The following is a 12,466-nucleotide window of genomic DNA, read 5'->3' as shown; positions in this document are numbered from 1 at the left end:
CTGCGGGGTCATGACGCGCGCACCACGGCGGACATTTGCCGTGCGCTGTGTGCCGTCCCGCTTGCGTGGGAAGGGTGGCCGTGGCTTGGTGCCCGCACATCTGTTGAGCCATGCGTCGCGACCGGAACGCATCCGCTGACACCGGAAGTGAAGCGGTTTCGCCGCGTTCCTGCCGCATTGCCGTTTAACAGTGTCTAAAAGCTTGATGGATTTATAATTCATCGAGCAAGTCAGTTGAAAGGAAGTTTTATGGCCATTCGTCGTTTTGGCGCTCTCGCTCTTGTCTGTGGGCTCTCGGTCGCCGGTGTTTCCGTTGCTCAGGCTCAGTCCCTCAGCGGTATTGCTCAGGGTGCCGAGCAGGGCGCAATGCAGAACGCGCTGGGCAGCACGACCTCATCGTCCACGACCGGCTCCACCTCCGGCCTGCTGGGCGCCATGGGCGTTCCTTCCCTTTCGTCGGCCAGCAGCGGCAATGTCGCTGGTGTTCTCAGCTACTGCGTGCAGAACAATCTGGTGAGCAATGTCTCTTCAGCGAAATCCACACTCAGCACACTGAGCGGCCAGTCAGCCGTGACCGGCGATACGTCTTACGCATCCGGTCAGCAGGGGCTTCTTCAGGTTGGAAACGGCAACCAGCTTTCGCTGTCCACCCTGAAGGCAAAGGCTCGCAAGAAGCTTTGCAAGGCAGTTGAGAGCAAGGCGTCTTCTCTGATCTGATCGGGCTGTCCGACATAACGGACAGATATCAGTTCTGAAGGAACGCGCGGATCGGTATGATCCGCGCGTTTTTTTGTGGAAAGACCTGAGGGGAAGATGAACAGGCAATAAAAAAGCCCCCGCTTTGAAGCGGAGGCTTTTTCTAGAGCGAAAAGAAAATCGCGATCAGAGTTTTTCGACCTGACCGTATTCCAGATCGACAGGCGTCGAGCGCCCGAAGATGGAAACACTGACCTTGAGGCGCTGCTTGTCCTCATCCACTTCCTCGACAATGCCGTTGAAGGAGGTGAACGGACCATCCGCGACGCGAACCTGCTCGCCAATCTCGAATGTGACGGAGGAGCGGGGACGCTCAACGCCTTCCTGAGCCTGCTTCATGATCCGCTCGGCTTCAGCCGCCGGAATAGGGCTCGGACGTGTCTTGGAGCCGAGGAATCCGGTAACGCGCGGGGTATCTTTTACAAGATGCCACGCTTCATCGGTCAGTTCCATGTTCACCAGGATGTAACCCGGGAAGAACTTGCGCTCTGAATTGACCTTCTGGCCCCGACGGATTTCCACTACCTCTTCGGAAGGTACCAGAACCTGCTCAATATGGTCGGACAACCCTTTCTGGGCTGCCTCTTCCATGATCTGGGTAGCGATTTTCTTCTCGAAACCCGAATAGACGTGAACGACGTACCAACGTTTGGCCATGTCCGTCCTCTAGCCTCCCAGCCCGAAAAGTTCGCGAACGCCAAGTCCAATGACCTGATCGACGACGAAGAAAAAAATGGAAGCGAGCGTAGCCATCGCGAGCACGGCGCCCGTGGTCACCAGCGTCGCTTTCCGTGAGGGCCACGTGACCCGTTTGGCCTCGGCCTCCACATCCCGGAGAAATTTGACTGGACTGGCAGACACGAAAAAACCTTCTCTCTCGGTCTGCCCTGCGCCGGCCTCATCGGTCCGAATCCGGCAAACCGGTAACACTCGCCAGAAACCGGCAGATGCCGGTCAATCCGCGCCACCCTCGCCCAGATCAGGGGATATCCACCGATACTGAATTCAGGCTGTGTTGGCAGGGGTGGAGGGTCTCGAACCCACAACCTCCGGTTTTGGAGACCGGCGCTCTAGCCAATTGAGCTACACCCCTGCGGCACCACCCGAAGAGAACAGAGGCCAGGACCGAAGCCATGTCCACCGCTCACTACTTGAACCGGGCGCAGGGGGCGGAAAAGAATATGTTGCGGTCCCAAAGTCAAGAGGGTGTCATTGCGGAACACCCTTCCATTTTGCGCTTTGCCCACGACAACCGGCGGAAAAACGGGGAAATCCGACAAAATTATTTTATCGGGAAAAGGCCGTCCTGCTCGATAATCGCCAAGTGCGATAGAGACTTGCCTTCACGATTGGGGAAACTATATAAGAGCGGCAGGATGCGGGCGTAGCATAGTGGTAATGCAGTAGCCTTCCAAGCTTCTTAGGAGGGTTCGATTCCCTTCGCCCGCTCCATTTTTCCCCGAAAATCATAATGTGATAGCCGCTCAGCCAACATGGCGTGCTTAGCGTTCATCCGTGAATGACGCTCCTGTCACACTGTCGGAAATTCTCTATGTCCCAGCCTGTCACCGAAGGACGCCGCTGGCTTGTGCTGGCATCCTGCTGCCTGAGCCTTTTACTGGTGATGATGGATGTCACCATTGTAAACGTCGTCCTGCCTTCGATCCGTCAGGCGTTCGGGGCCAGCATCGCGAGCCTCCAGTGGATTGTGGATGCCTACACCCTGACGGTCGCGGCACTTCTCATGGCGGCAGGTTCACTGGCGGACCGGTTTGGCCGGAGGAGGGTGTTTCTTTCCGGAATCACGATTTTCTGTGTGGCCTCGGCTTTCTGCGGTCTGGCCGCGACCCCGGCTCAGATGATTGCCGCGCGGATATTGCAGGGTGTCGGCGGCGCAATGCTCAATCCGGTCGCATTGTCCATCATCACCAATACCTTCCTGGAGCCAGCCGAGCGGGCAAAGGCGATCGGATTATGGGGGATGATGTCCGGTGTCGCGCTCGCGCTCGGCCCGGCTATAGGCGGCTTCATTGCTGATTCCCTGAGTTGGCGAGCGGTTTTCTGGATCAATCTGCCGATCGGGCTGATCGCCATGCTGATGACCCTGCGGTTCGTGCCGGAATCGCGTTCATCCGTCATTTCGCGATTCGATCCTGCGGGACAGGGGCTGGCCGCGCTTGCGACTCTCACACTGGTCGGGGCGCTGATTGAAGGTCCCGACTTCGGATGGGATAGTCCCGTCATCATCGGTCTGCTGATTATGGCGCTTGTTGGGATAATTGTTTTCGTGGGGGTGGAGCGGCGGATTGCCAGCCCGATGCTGAATCTCGGCTTCCTGCGATCCATTCCGTTCTCATCCGCCACAGTTCTGGCGATCCTGTGTTTCGCTATTTTCTCGTCGCTGCTGTTTTTGAGCACGATCTATCTTCAGCAGATTCGCGGCTTCAGTCCGAGTGCGGCCGGGTGGAAACTCATGCCGTTTGCGGCGGCTGTGGTGATCGCAGCCCCGTTGTCTGGGCGGCTGGTCGCCAGTCGGGGGGCGCGCGTGCCTCTGGTGCTGTCGGGAGTCGGGCTTGCCGGCGGAGCATGGATGTTGGCGCAGCTCACGGCGGATTCCTCTGCACTCTGGCTCGCGGCGGCTTATGCGCTCGTTGGCGGCGGATTTGGATTGTGCAATGCGCCAATCACCAACGCAGCCGTGTCGGGGATGCCGCGACGCCAGGCCGGGCTCGCCGCAGCCGTGGCGTCGACGAGTCGCCAGATCGGAGCGGCTCTCGGCGTGGCGGTGGCCGGAAGCGTCAGGGGGGCAGGGGCTACGGTTGCGGGCGATGAGCGCTCTTTTGCGCCAGTGTTCCTCGGGTTGAGTCATACGGTCTGCTGGATTGCTGTGATGCTTGGCTGCGGTGTTATTCTTGTCGGTCTGATCGCGACGAGTGCATCGGCTCAGGCCAGCGCGAGAAGGGTTGCCGAGAGTTTTTCGTGAGGGAGGCTCGAGGGCGCACCTCACGGTTGTTATTGCTGAACTGAAAGATTCGGCAGAAGATTGATTTCCGTTCATCTGTTCGGTTGCGCCCCCGAAAACTCCATGCTAGAGGCCGCCGGAATAACAAATGCGACCGGGCGCTCCATCGGGTCCGGGTAAAGAATCGGACCGGGGACCGCGCCTGTCGGCGCCCTTGGGGAACGCAGAAGGAAACAGCCGACAGTGGCCACTGCCGTAACAAGTACCCGATCCGCTGCTCAGTCCCTGGTTGGGACAGGTGGTCTCGCGGGGCGGTATGCGACCGCACTCTACGAGCTTGCCACCGAGAAGTTGAAGCTCGACGAGGTCCTGCCCCAGGCCGATGCCTTCGCCCGACTCATTGATGAGAGCGCGCCCTTCCGCGCCGTTTTGCAGGATACGCGCCTGGATATCCGGGATGCCCGCAAAGCGGTTCTTGCTGTTGCCAAGCAGCAGGGTTTCAGCGACCTGATCGTCAATTTCGTGGGTGTGATCGCTGACAATCGTCGGCTTCCGCATCTGCGTCAGATTTTTGCGGCTTTCGCCGCCGTGGCTTCCGCCCGTCGCGGCGAGATCACGGCTGAGGTCGTCAGTGCTCAGCCGCTGACGATGGCGCAGCGTGCCCAGTTGCAGGGTAAGCTCGCCGAAGCCGGATATTCGCGTGTCAGCCTTCAGGAGCGCGTCGACCCCGAGATCCTTGGTGGTCTTGTGGTGCGTGTCGGTCCGCGCCTTGTTGACACCAGCCTGCAATCCCGCCTTGTTCGCCTGCACTATGCCATGAAGGGAGCCGCGTGATGGAAATCCGTCCCGCCGAGATTTCGGATATCCTGAAGCAGCAGATCGCTTCATTCGACACAGCGTCTGAAATCGCCGAGACAGGAACGGTCCTGACCGTTGGTGACGGTATCGCCCGTGTCTATGGTCTGCAGAACGTGATGGCTGGCGAACTCGTCGACTTTCCGTCCGCTGGCCAGAAAGGCATGGCACTGAACCTTGAGAACGACAATGTTGGTGTCGTTATCTTCGGTTCCGATAACGAAATTCGTGAAGGCGACACGGTCAACCGTTCCGGTGCCATTGTCGAGGTTCCGGTCGGCAGGGGCCTTCTGGGACGCGTTGTCGACGGCCTCGGAAACCCGATTGACGGCAAAGGGCCGCTCACCGACGTCAAGATGACGCCGGCTGAAGTCAAGGCGCCCGGCATCATGCCGCGCCAGTCCGTCAGCGAGCCGATGCAGACCGGCATCAAGGCGATCGACGCGCTTGTGCCGATCGGACGTGGTCAGCGCGAACTGGTCATTGGTGACCGTCAGACCGGCAAGACAGCCATTCTGCTCGACACCATTCTCGCTCAGAAAGACGTGAATGCCCTCGGCGACGACAAGAAGTCGCTGTACTGCATCTATGTTGCGATTGGTCAGAAGCGCTCCACGGTTGCTCAGCTTGTCCGCACGCTCGAAGAGCAGGGTGCGATGGCTTACTCCATCGTGGTGGCTGCAACGGCTTCCGATCCGGCTCCCTTGCAGTATCTGGCTCCCTACGCGGCCTGCGCCATGGGTGAGTTCTTCCGCGACAACGGCATGCATGGCCTGATCTGCTACGACGATCTGTCAAAGCAGGCTGTTGCCTATCGTCAGATGTCGCTGCTGCTGCGTCGTCCGCCAGCACGTGAAGCCTATCCGGGTGACGTCTTCTACCTGCACTCTCGCCTGCTTGAGCGTGCCGCGAAGATGTCCGACGCGAATGGCGCCGGTTCGCTGACGGCCCTGCCGGTCATCGAAACGCAGGCTGGCGACGTTGCCGCCTACATTCCGACGAACGTGATCTCCATCACCGACGGCCAGATCTTCCTTGAGACGGATCTGTTCTATCGTGGTGTGCGTCCGGCTGTGAATGTCGGTGGTTCGGTGTCCCGTGTCGGGTCCGCCGCACAGATCAAGTCGATGAAGCAGGTTGCCGGCAAGATCAAGCTGGAACTGGCTCAGTATCGTGAAATGGCTGCATTCTCGCAGTTCGCTTCCGACCTCGATCCGGCGACACAGAAGCAGCTTGCTCGCGGTGCACGTCTTGTCGAACTGCTGAAGCAGCCGGAATCCTCACCGCTCGCCGTTGAGGAGCAGGTGGTGGTTCTGTTCGCAGGCACACGTGGCTATATTGATGGCATTGCCGTTGATAAGGTCGTGCCCTGGGAAACGAAGATGCTTGCTGAACTGCGTGGTCCTGCAAAAGACATCATTCAGGGTCTGCGCACCGAGCGTCAGATCACCAAGGATCTAGAGACGAAGATTGGCGAGTTCCTTACGGACTTCAACCGTCGTTTCGCAGCCTGATCGCGAGTAACCGCTCATGGCCTCCCTGAAGGAACTCCGCGCACGGATCGGAAGCGTCAAATCGACGAAGAAGATCACGAGCGCGATGAAAATGGTCGCGGCGGCGAAACTCCGCCGCGCCCAGTTGCACGCCGAAGCGGCTCGTCCGTATGCGGCCGCCATGCGTCGCATGCTCGGTGAGCTTGCCGGAGCGATGGCTGGTCAGGATGGCGCTCCGCAGTTGCTGGCGGGCACGGGCAATGACCGTGTCCATCTGCTGGTGCCGATCACCAGTGACCGTGGTCTTGCGGGTGGGTTCAACTCGAACATCAACCGCACGACCCGTCTGACGATCCGTCGCCTTCAGGCTGAAGGCAAGGTTGTCAAACTGCTGCCGATCGGTCGCAAGGGCTATGACTATCTGGTCCGTGAATATACAGACCTGATCGTGGATCATGTCATCGGTGTTGGCGGCAAGGAAATCCCGTTTTCTGCGGCGAGCGATCTCGGTGCGAAGATTACGGCTCTTCTTGAGGCCGGCCAGTTCGATGTCTGCACAATCATCTACAACCAGTTCCACAATGTGATGTCGCAGGTGCCTACGCCCTTGCAACTTATTCCGCTGGGACTGGATGAGGCCGCAGTGAAGCCTGATCCGAACGCTGCTCAGTATGAGTTCGAGCCGGACGAGCAGGTGCTGCTGGAGCGTTTGCTGCCGCGTAACCTGCAGGTGCAGATTTATGCGTCTTTGCTTGAGTCCGCAGCCGGTGAGCAGGGTGCGCGTATGACCGCCATGGACAACGCGACCCGAAATGCTGGCAAGGCGATCGACCGGTTGACCCAGACATACAACCGGACACGTCAGGCCAACATCACCAACGACCTCATCGAGATCATCTCGGGTGCGCAGGCGGTCTGATATCCGCCTCCACCCGATCCCGTATCATTCAGACCGTTTTGCCCGCAGGAGCTGATCCCATGTCGGACACCACCACTCAGACCCCGGCCCAGTCTTCAGCCTCGGGTTCGTCGAACAATGTCGGCCGTATCACTCAGATTCGCGGCGCCGTCGTTGACGTCCAGTTTGAAGGCGAACTGCCCAAGATTCTCGGCGCTCTCCACGTGAAGCTCGGCAGCCACACTCTTGTGCTCGAAGTTGCACAGGAAATCGGCGAGCACGAAGTGCGCTGCATTGCCATGGACACCACCGACGGTCTGGTGCGTGGACAGGAAGTCATTGATACAGGCGCGCAGATCTCCGTGCCGGTCGGCCCGGAAGTGCTCGGCCGCATCATGAACGTGATCGGCGAAGCCATCGACGAAAAGGGCCCGATCCGCACGACGCGACGTGCCCCGATCCACCGTGAGGCTCCTTCCTTCGAGGAGCAGGCTGGCGCTTCCGAGATTCTTGTCACAGGAATAAAGGTTGTTGACCTGCTCTGCCCCTACTTGAAGGGCGGCAAGATCGGTCTGTTCGGCGGCGCTGGCGTCGGCAAGACGGTTATCATTCAGGAACTCATCAACAACATCGCGAAGGCGCACGGTGGTGTGTCCGTGTTCGCGGGTGTCGGTGAGCGTACCCGTGAAGGTAACGACCTGTATTTCGAAATGCAGGACGCAGGCGTCATCAAGGTGAATGAAGACGGCTCGACGGAAGGCTCCAAAGTGGCGCTGGTTTATGGCCAGATGAATGAGCCGCCGGGTGCCCGTGCCCGTGTCGCCCTGTCGGGTCTGACGCAGGCTGAGTATTTCCGTGACGAGGAAGGTCAGGACGTTCTGTTCTTCGTCGACAACATCTTCCGCTTCACACAGGCTGGCTCGGAAGTGTCCGCTCTTCTGGGTCGTATCCCGTCAGCCGTGGGTTATCAGCCGACGCTGGCCACGGAAATGGGTGCCCTGCAGGAGCGTATTACCTCCACGAAGAAGGGTTCGATCACGTCCGTTCAGGCCGTTTACGTGCCTGCCGACGATCTGACCGATCCGGCTCCTGCTGCGACCTTTGCTCACCTTGACGCAACGACGGTTCTCAACCGTTCCATCGCGGAAATGGGCATCTATCCGGCTGTGGATCCGCTGGACTCCACGTCCCGTTCGCTTGATCCGAAGATTGTCGGTGAAGAGCACTACCAGGTTGCTCGTGACGTGCAGCGCATCCTGCAGACCTACAAGTCCCTGCAGGACATCATCGCCATTCTCGGCATGGATGAGCTCTCGGAAGACGACAAGCAGCTTGTTGCCCGTGCGCGTCGTATCCAGCGCTTCCTGTCCCAGCCGTTCCACGTCGCCGAAGTGTTCACGGGTGCGCCGGGTAAGCTGGTGTCTCTGGAAGACACGGTGCGTTCGTTCAAGGCGATCGTTGCCGGTGAGTATGACGATCTTCCGGAAGGCGCCTTCTACATGGTTGGCTCCATCGATGAAGCCGTCGCCAAGGCTGAGAAGATGAAGGAAGCGGCGTAAGTCGCCGACGTCGGAAGGGACCAACAGAATGCCGATCAAGGTCGAAATCATCAGCCCGGAGAAGGTTCTGGTGTCCCGCGATGTAGACATGGTGGTGATGCCGGGCGAGGAAGGCGATATCGCCGCCATGCCCGAGCATGCCCCCATGATGCTTCTTCTGCGCGGAGGCACCGTCACTCTTTATGACGGTGAAACCCCCACCGACCGTTACTTCGTCGGCGGCGGCTTTGCCGACATGACGCAGACGCGATGCACCATTCTTGCGGATGATGCCGTGCCGGTTACGGAAATCTCCGTCGATACGGCGACGGCGCGTCTGGAAGAGCTTACCGAGGCATGGGAAGCTGCTGACAAGTCAGATTCTGCGCGTCTTGAAGGGCTGATGTCGAAGATTCAGTCTGTGCGTGCGGAGATTGATGCGGGCGCGGGCAACTAATCTTTTCGTTTCTAAAACCCAAAGTGCTGATGCCTGATCCGTAAAATGCGGATCAGGCATTTTTTTTGCGCGCGTGCCCATTGTACAGGCCGCCAGCAACGTGGGTTGCATTCTTTCTGGGTATTTGCCTCATACTCCACAAAAAGACGTGCTTTCTGTCCAGTTGCGGTGGTGAAATATCCCACGGCTCCCGGTTTGGAAAAGAGGCGGTCTTTCTTTTGTCTGGCCCCGAGGATCAGCCGCGCCCGCGATAACCGGGCACATCCTGTGACGGTATCCAGACATCCTGCGGGGGCGAGCCGGTCTGCCAGAAAACGTCGATCGGGATGCCGCCGCGTGGGTACCAGTAGGCTCCAATCCGCAGCCAGACAGGATCAAGGAGTTTGACAAGGGTTTCCGCGACCGTCACGGAGCAGTCCTCATGGAAAGCGCCATGATTGCGGAAGCTGGTGAGATAGAGCTTCAGGGATTTGCTTTCGACGATCCAGTCGCGAGGGATGTAGTCGATCACCAGATGGGCGAAGTCGGGCTGCCCTGTGACGGGGCACAGCGAGGTGAACTCCGGGGCTGTGAAGCGGACGACATACATCTTACCTTTGTGAGGTGCAGGTACCCGTTCGAGCCGCGCCTGCTCCGGGGATGCTGGAATGGCGGCATTTTTTCCGAGTTGAGTGAGTGCCTCTGTGCCTTCAGCGTGTTTCGTCATCCGTCTGCTCCATGAGGATCTTTTGAACGCATGTGTCATTTTGGGCCTTGCGACGTCAAGCTGACATCTTCCGCTGGCCCTTTGTCCTGTGTATGGAACAGGAATGGCCAAAAGTCGGAAACACACCTTCCCTGAACCCCGTCTGATCGTCTCCACCGACGATCTCGCACAGACCGTCCAACGCCTGAGAAAAGAGGTGTTTGTCACGGTCGACACGGAATTCATGCGGGAAAAAACGTACTGGCCCGAACTCTGCCTCATTCAGATCGCGGGCGAGCATGAAGTCGTCCTGATCGACTCACTTGCGCCGGAACTCGATCTTTCTCCTCTGGCTGAACTTTTTGACGACCGCGATGTGGTGAAGGTGTTTCATGCCGCCCGGCAGGATGCGGAGATTTTCCTGCATCTGTTCGATCGGTTGCCGGAACCGCTGTTCGATACGCAGGTCGCGGCAATGGTCGCCGGATATGGCGATCAGGTGGGCTATGACAACCTGGTCGGCGCGCTGACTGGCGCGACCATCGACAAGAGCCATCGCTTCACGGACTGGTCGGTGCGTCCGCTTTCTCCCGCTCAGTTTGCCTACGCAGCCGCGGATGTGACTTATCTTCGTCTGGTCTATGAAGCGCTGGTCGAGCAGCTTGAGCGCGAGAAAAGAGGGGCCTGGGTCAGTTCCGAACTGGCCGCCTTGTCCGATCCCGACCGGTTGCGGGTTGATCCTGAAAAACAATGGGAAAAACTGCGGGCACGGACCAATAACCGTCGGATGCTTGGCATCCTGCGTGCCATCGCGGCCTGGCGTGAGTTGGAAGCCCAGAACGCGAATGTTCCGCGTCAGAGGATGCTCAAGGACGAGAGCCTGCTGGAAATTGCAGCGACGGTGCCGAAAACGACGGAAGCTCTGGCGCGAGTACGTGGGGTCACGCGCGGCTTTGCTGAAGGCCGAATGGGAAAAGAGCTTCTCACGGTTGTGGAATCCGCTTCCACATTGCCTGATGCCGATTTGCCGAAAGTATCCCGCAACAATGGGAAAGGGTCTGAAGGCCCCCGGTCGTCACCTGCGCTGGTCGCTCTCCTGAAAGTGCTTCTGACGCATCAGTGCGAACAGCATAATGTCGCGCCGAAACTGGTGGCGAATTCAGACGATTTGGATGCTTTCGCTCTGGGGCAGGATCAGGAGGGGCCCTTGCTGACCGGCTGGCGCCGGGACGTCTTCGGTGAGGAAGCGCTGGCTTTGTGTGAGGGCAGGCTTTCTCTCGGGGTGCAGGGCGGTCGGCTGAAGCTGCTTCGTACGGAATAACCTGTCATTTCCCGCTAAAGCGGTCTTTGTCCCCAGCTTTCTGCCAAGCCTTCCTTGAGTGTGAACGCCGAAGGACCTATTTTCCCCTCAGAATTTAAATTGGCCGATAGCGGCCAATAATGGAGAGGCGCCTCAATGGAGTGGACAGACGAGACAATCGCCCGTCTCAAGGCCTTATGGCAGGAAGGACTGTCAACGGCTGAGATCGGACGACAACTCGGTATCACCAAGAATGCTGTTGTTGGAAAGGCCCATCGACTGGCACTTCCGCCGCGTCCTTCGCCGATTCGGCGGCAGGATGGGAAAGGCACGGTCAAGAAGAGTGCTGAGGGTGGTGAACGACCAAAAGCACCTTCTCCGCGCAAGCCAGTAAAAGTCGAAGCGGTTTCGGGTATTCCCTCAGTTCCTGATGTCGTCTCGGTAGCGCCTGCTGAACAGGTGGCTGCATCGGCTAAGGCTGTTTCGGTAGACCGCGAAACGGTCTCGCAACCCGCAGCCGTGATGACAGCGGACAGTGTATCGAAGCCGAGCAGTGCCCCGGTCGTAAGCGAAAAACGACCTGAGCCGGTGAAGCAGGTAGCGACTGTTTCCTCTGCTAAAGCGGATGTTGCGGTTGCCGTCAGGGTACAGGCACCTGCTGCGCCACAGAGGAAAGCGACTCCCGTTCCCCGTTCAGCGGTGCAGCGTCTGGCTTCCGCTATGGAACCTCGTCGGCGCAGTGCGAGTTGCTGCTGGCCACTGGGTGATCCGGGAATGCCGGGTTTCCATTTTTGTGGTGCCACACCGCTGCCAGGCAAGCCTTACTGCGCAGAGCATGCGGCTCTGGCTTACGTCAAACTGAGAGATCGGCGCGACAGCGGGAGCTGAGTATCAAACTGTAAAATCAAAGCGGAGAAGAATTTTTCTTCTCCGCTTTTTTGTGGTTGATGGGAAATGGTCAAAGAAAAACCCGCTCGAAAGCGGGTTTTTTTCATTACACGCAGCGCAATGCCGCATCAGGCAGCGGGGGTGCTCTTGGGTGCAGAAGCCGCGTCCTTATCGGACAGCATTTCGAGTTGGCCGGTGATCTGGCCGCCATCTTCCACGCGCAGACGCTTGCATGTCGCCTTGCCGAGGAGACGGCCAGTGGAGGCAACCGTCAGGTGACCACGTACGGTCAGCGTGCCGTCGACCGTGCCCGCGATCTCTGCGTCTTCCACTTCCACGCCACCGCGGAACAGACCGCCGGGAGCAACGGACAGCTCTTTCGCATTGATCATGCTGGACTCGACTGTTCCTTCCACGACCAGACGCTCGGCATCCTGCACGGAACCCTGAACGCTGATGCCGCGACCTACGACGAGCGTGCGACGGTCATCGCGTGGAGCCGTGGCGGCAGACGGACGGTGACCGGGCATCAGTCCCGGGCCAGCGGCGGAGGGATTCGTCGGGGTAGGGCCGCCAGCCGGAGCGGGGGAACCCGGTGTGCCGGGGGTGGGAGGAAAGGGAGCACGGCCCATAG

The 12,466-nt window shown here is 59.1% G+C and carries 13 protein-coding genes and 2 tRNA genes; 10 read left to right on the top strand and 5 right to left on the bottom strand.

Annotated features, from left to right (window positions below; all coding sequences use genetic code 11):
- Window positions 1-249 precede the first annotated feature (249 nt).
- A complete protein-coding gene (locus GOB81_RS01870) occupies window positions 250-717 on the top strand; it encodes a DUF2501 domain-containing protein (protein WP_173568652.1) in 468 nt (155 codons plus the stop codon).
- A 165-nt stretch (window positions 718-882) separates the two neighbouring features.
- Here GOB81_RS01870 and nusG read toward each other — a convergent pair whose 3' ends face one another.
- The 3 genes from nusG to GOB81_RS01855 all read right to left on the bottom strand — a co-directional run bounded on the left by nusG (window position 883) and on the right by GOB81_RS01855 (window position 1,849).
- Window positions 883-1,413 carry a transcription termination/antitermination protein NusG gene (nusG, locus tag GOB81_RS01865; protein ID WP_173568651.1) on the bottom strand — a complete coding sequence of 177 codons (531 nt, stop codon included), beginning with the start codon at window positions 1,411-1,413 and terminating at the stop codon, window positions 883-885.
- Window positions 1,414-1,422: 9 nt separating this feature from the next.
- Window positions 1,423-1,617: a preprotein translocase subunit SecE gene (secE, locus tag GOB81_RS01860; protein WP_173568650.1), complete on the bottom strand. Its 195-nt coding sequence runs from the start codon at window positions 1,615-1,617 to the stop codon at window positions 1,423-1,425.
- Window positions 1,618-1,772: 155 nt separating this feature from the next.
- Window positions 1,773-1,849: transfer RNA gene (locus GOB81_RS01855), tRNA-Trp, on the bottom strand.
- Between the two features lie 285 nt (window positions 1,850-2,134).
- Here GOB81_RS01855 and GOB81_RS01850 point away from each other — a divergent pair.
- From GOB81_RS01850 to atpC, 7 genes are all read left to right on the top strand, one after another.
- Window positions 2,135-2,208: transfer RNA gene (locus GOB81_RS01850), tRNA-Gly, on the top strand.
- 100 nt (window positions 2,209-2,308) lie between these two features.
- Window positions 2,309-3,739: an MFS transporter gene (locus GOB81_RS01845; RefSeq protein WP_173568649.1), complete on the top strand. Its 1,431-nt coding sequence runs from the start codon at window positions 2,309-2,311 to the stop codon at window positions 3,737-3,739.
- Window positions 3,740-3,961: 222 nt separating this feature from the next.
- Window positions 3,962-4,552 carry a F0F1 ATP synthase subunit delta gene (locus tag GOB81_RS01840; RefSeq protein WP_338421288.1) on the top strand — a complete coding sequence of 197 codons (591 nt, stop codon included), beginning with the start codon at window positions 3,962-3,964 and terminating at the stop codon, window positions 4,550-4,552.
- Window positions 4,552-6,087 carry a F0F1 ATP synthase subunit alpha gene (gene atpA, locus GOB81_RS01835; protein ID WP_173568648.1) on the top strand — a complete coding sequence of 512 codons (1,536 nt, stop codon included), beginning with the start codon at window positions 4,552-4,554 and terminating at the stop codon, window positions 6,085-6,087. Before GOB81_RS01840 ends, atpA begins: the two co-directional genes overlap by 1 nt.
- Before the next feature lie 16 nt (window positions 6,088-6,103).
- Window positions 6,104-6,985, top strand: a complete 882-nt coding sequence (locus GOB81_RS01830; protein ID WP_173568647.1) for a F0F1 ATP synthase subunit gamma — start codon at window positions 6,104-6,106, stop codon at window positions 6,983-6,985.
- Between the two features lie 59 nt (window positions 6,986-7,044).
- Window positions 7,045-8,523, top strand: coding sequence for a F0F1 ATP synthase subunit beta (atpD, locus tag GOB81_RS01825; protein ID WP_173568646.1), 1,479 nt, complete (start codon window positions 7,045-7,047; stop codon window positions 8,521-8,523).
- A gap of 28 nt (window positions 8,524-8,551) precedes the next feature.
- Window positions 8,552-8,959: an ATP synthase F1 subunit epsilon gene (gene atpC / locus GOB81_RS01820; protein ID WP_173568645.1), complete on the top strand. Its 408-nt coding sequence runs from the start codon at window positions 8,552-8,554 to the stop codon at window positions 8,957-8,959.
- A gap of 235 nt (window positions 8,960-9,194) precedes the next feature.
- On the opposite strand, the gene queF is transcribed toward atpC, so the two are convergent.
- Window positions 9,195-9,665 (bottom strand): preQ(1) synthase, encoded by a 471-nt coding sequence (gene queF, locus GOB81_RS01815; protein ID WP_173568644.1) that lies wholly within the window; start codon window positions 9,663-9,665, stop codon window positions 9,195-9,197.
- Between the two features lie 103 nt (window positions 9,666-9,768).
- Here queF and rnd point away from each other — a divergent pair, with 103 nt between their 5' ends.
- Both rnd and GOB81_RS01805 read left to right on the top strand, forming a co-directional pair.
- On the top strand, window positions 9,769-10,965 hold the full coding sequence (gene rnd, locus GOB81_RS01810) for a ribonuclease D (protein ID WP_173568643.1): 1,197 nt from the start codon (window positions 9,769-9,771) through the stop codon (window positions 10,963-10,965).
- Between the two features lie 135 nt (window positions 10,966-11,100).
- Window positions 11,101-11,832 carry a GcrA family cell cycle regulator gene (locus GOB81_RS01805; protein WP_173568642.1) on the top strand — a complete coding sequence of 244 codons (732 nt, stop codon included), beginning with the start codon at window positions 11,101-11,103 and terminating at the stop codon, window positions 11,830-11,832.
- A gap of 128 nt (window positions 11,833-11,960) precedes the next feature.
- On the opposite strand, the gene GOB81_RS01800 is transcribed toward GOB81_RS01805, so the two are convergent.
- On the bottom strand, window positions 11,961-12,464 hold the full coding sequence (locus GOB81_RS01800) for a bactofilin family protein (protein WP_173568641.1): 504 nt from the start codon (window positions 12,462-12,464) through the stop codon (window positions 11,961-11,963).
- Window positions 12,465-12,466 lie beyond the last annotated feature (2 nt).

Origin of the sequence: Acetobacter conturbans (assembly GCF_011516755.1) — a bacterium.
GTDB classification, from domain to species: domain Bacteria; phylum Pseudomonadota; class Alphaproteobacteria; order Acetobacterales; family Acetobacteraceae; genus Acetobacter; species Acetobacter conturbans.
This window is presented reverse-complemented; position numbering and strand designations above follow the sequence as displayed.

Coding starts and splice junctions, on each gene's coding strand:
- GOB81_RS01870 (WP_173568652.1), top strand. CDS start 250: ATGGCCATTCGTCGTTTTGGCGCTCTCGCTCTTGTCTGTGGGCTCTCG.
- nusG (WP_173568651.1), bottom strand. CDS start 1,413: ATGGCCAAACGTTGGTACGTCGTTCACGTCTATTCGGGTTTCGAGAAG.
- GOB81_RS01845 (WP_173568649.1), top strand. CDS start 2,309: ATGTCCCAGCCTGTCACCGAAGGACGCCGCTGGCTTGTGCTGGCATCC.
- atpA (WP_173568648.1), top strand. CDS start 4,552: ATGGAAATCCGTCCCGCCGAGATTTCGGATATCCTGAAGCAGCAGATC.
- GOB81_RS01830 (WP_173568647.1), top strand. CDS start 6,104: ATGGCCTCCCTGAAGGAACTCCGCGCACGGATCGGAAGCGTCAAATCG.
- atpD (WP_173568646.1), top strand. CDS start 7,045: ATGTCGGACACCACCACTCAGACCCCGGCCCAGTCTTCAGCCTCGGGT.
- atpC (WP_173568645.1), top strand. CDS start 8,552: ATGCCGATCAAGGTCGAAATCATCAGCCCGGAGAAGGTTCTGGTGTCC.
- queF (WP_173568644.1), bottom strand. CDS start 9,665: ATGACGAAACACGCTGAAGGCACAGAGGCACTCACTCAACTCGGAAAA.
- rnd (WP_173568643.1), top strand. CDS start 9,769: ATGGCCAAAAGTCGGAAACACACCTTCCCTGAACCCCGTCTGATCGTC.
- GOB81_RS01805 (WP_173568642.1), top strand. CDS start 11,101: ATGGAGTGGACAGACGAGACAATCGCCCGTCTCAAGGCCTTATGGCAG.
- GOB81_RS01800 (WP_173568641.1), bottom strand. CDS start 12,464: ATGGGCCGTGCTCCCTTTCCTCCCACCCCCGGCACACCGGGTTCCCCC.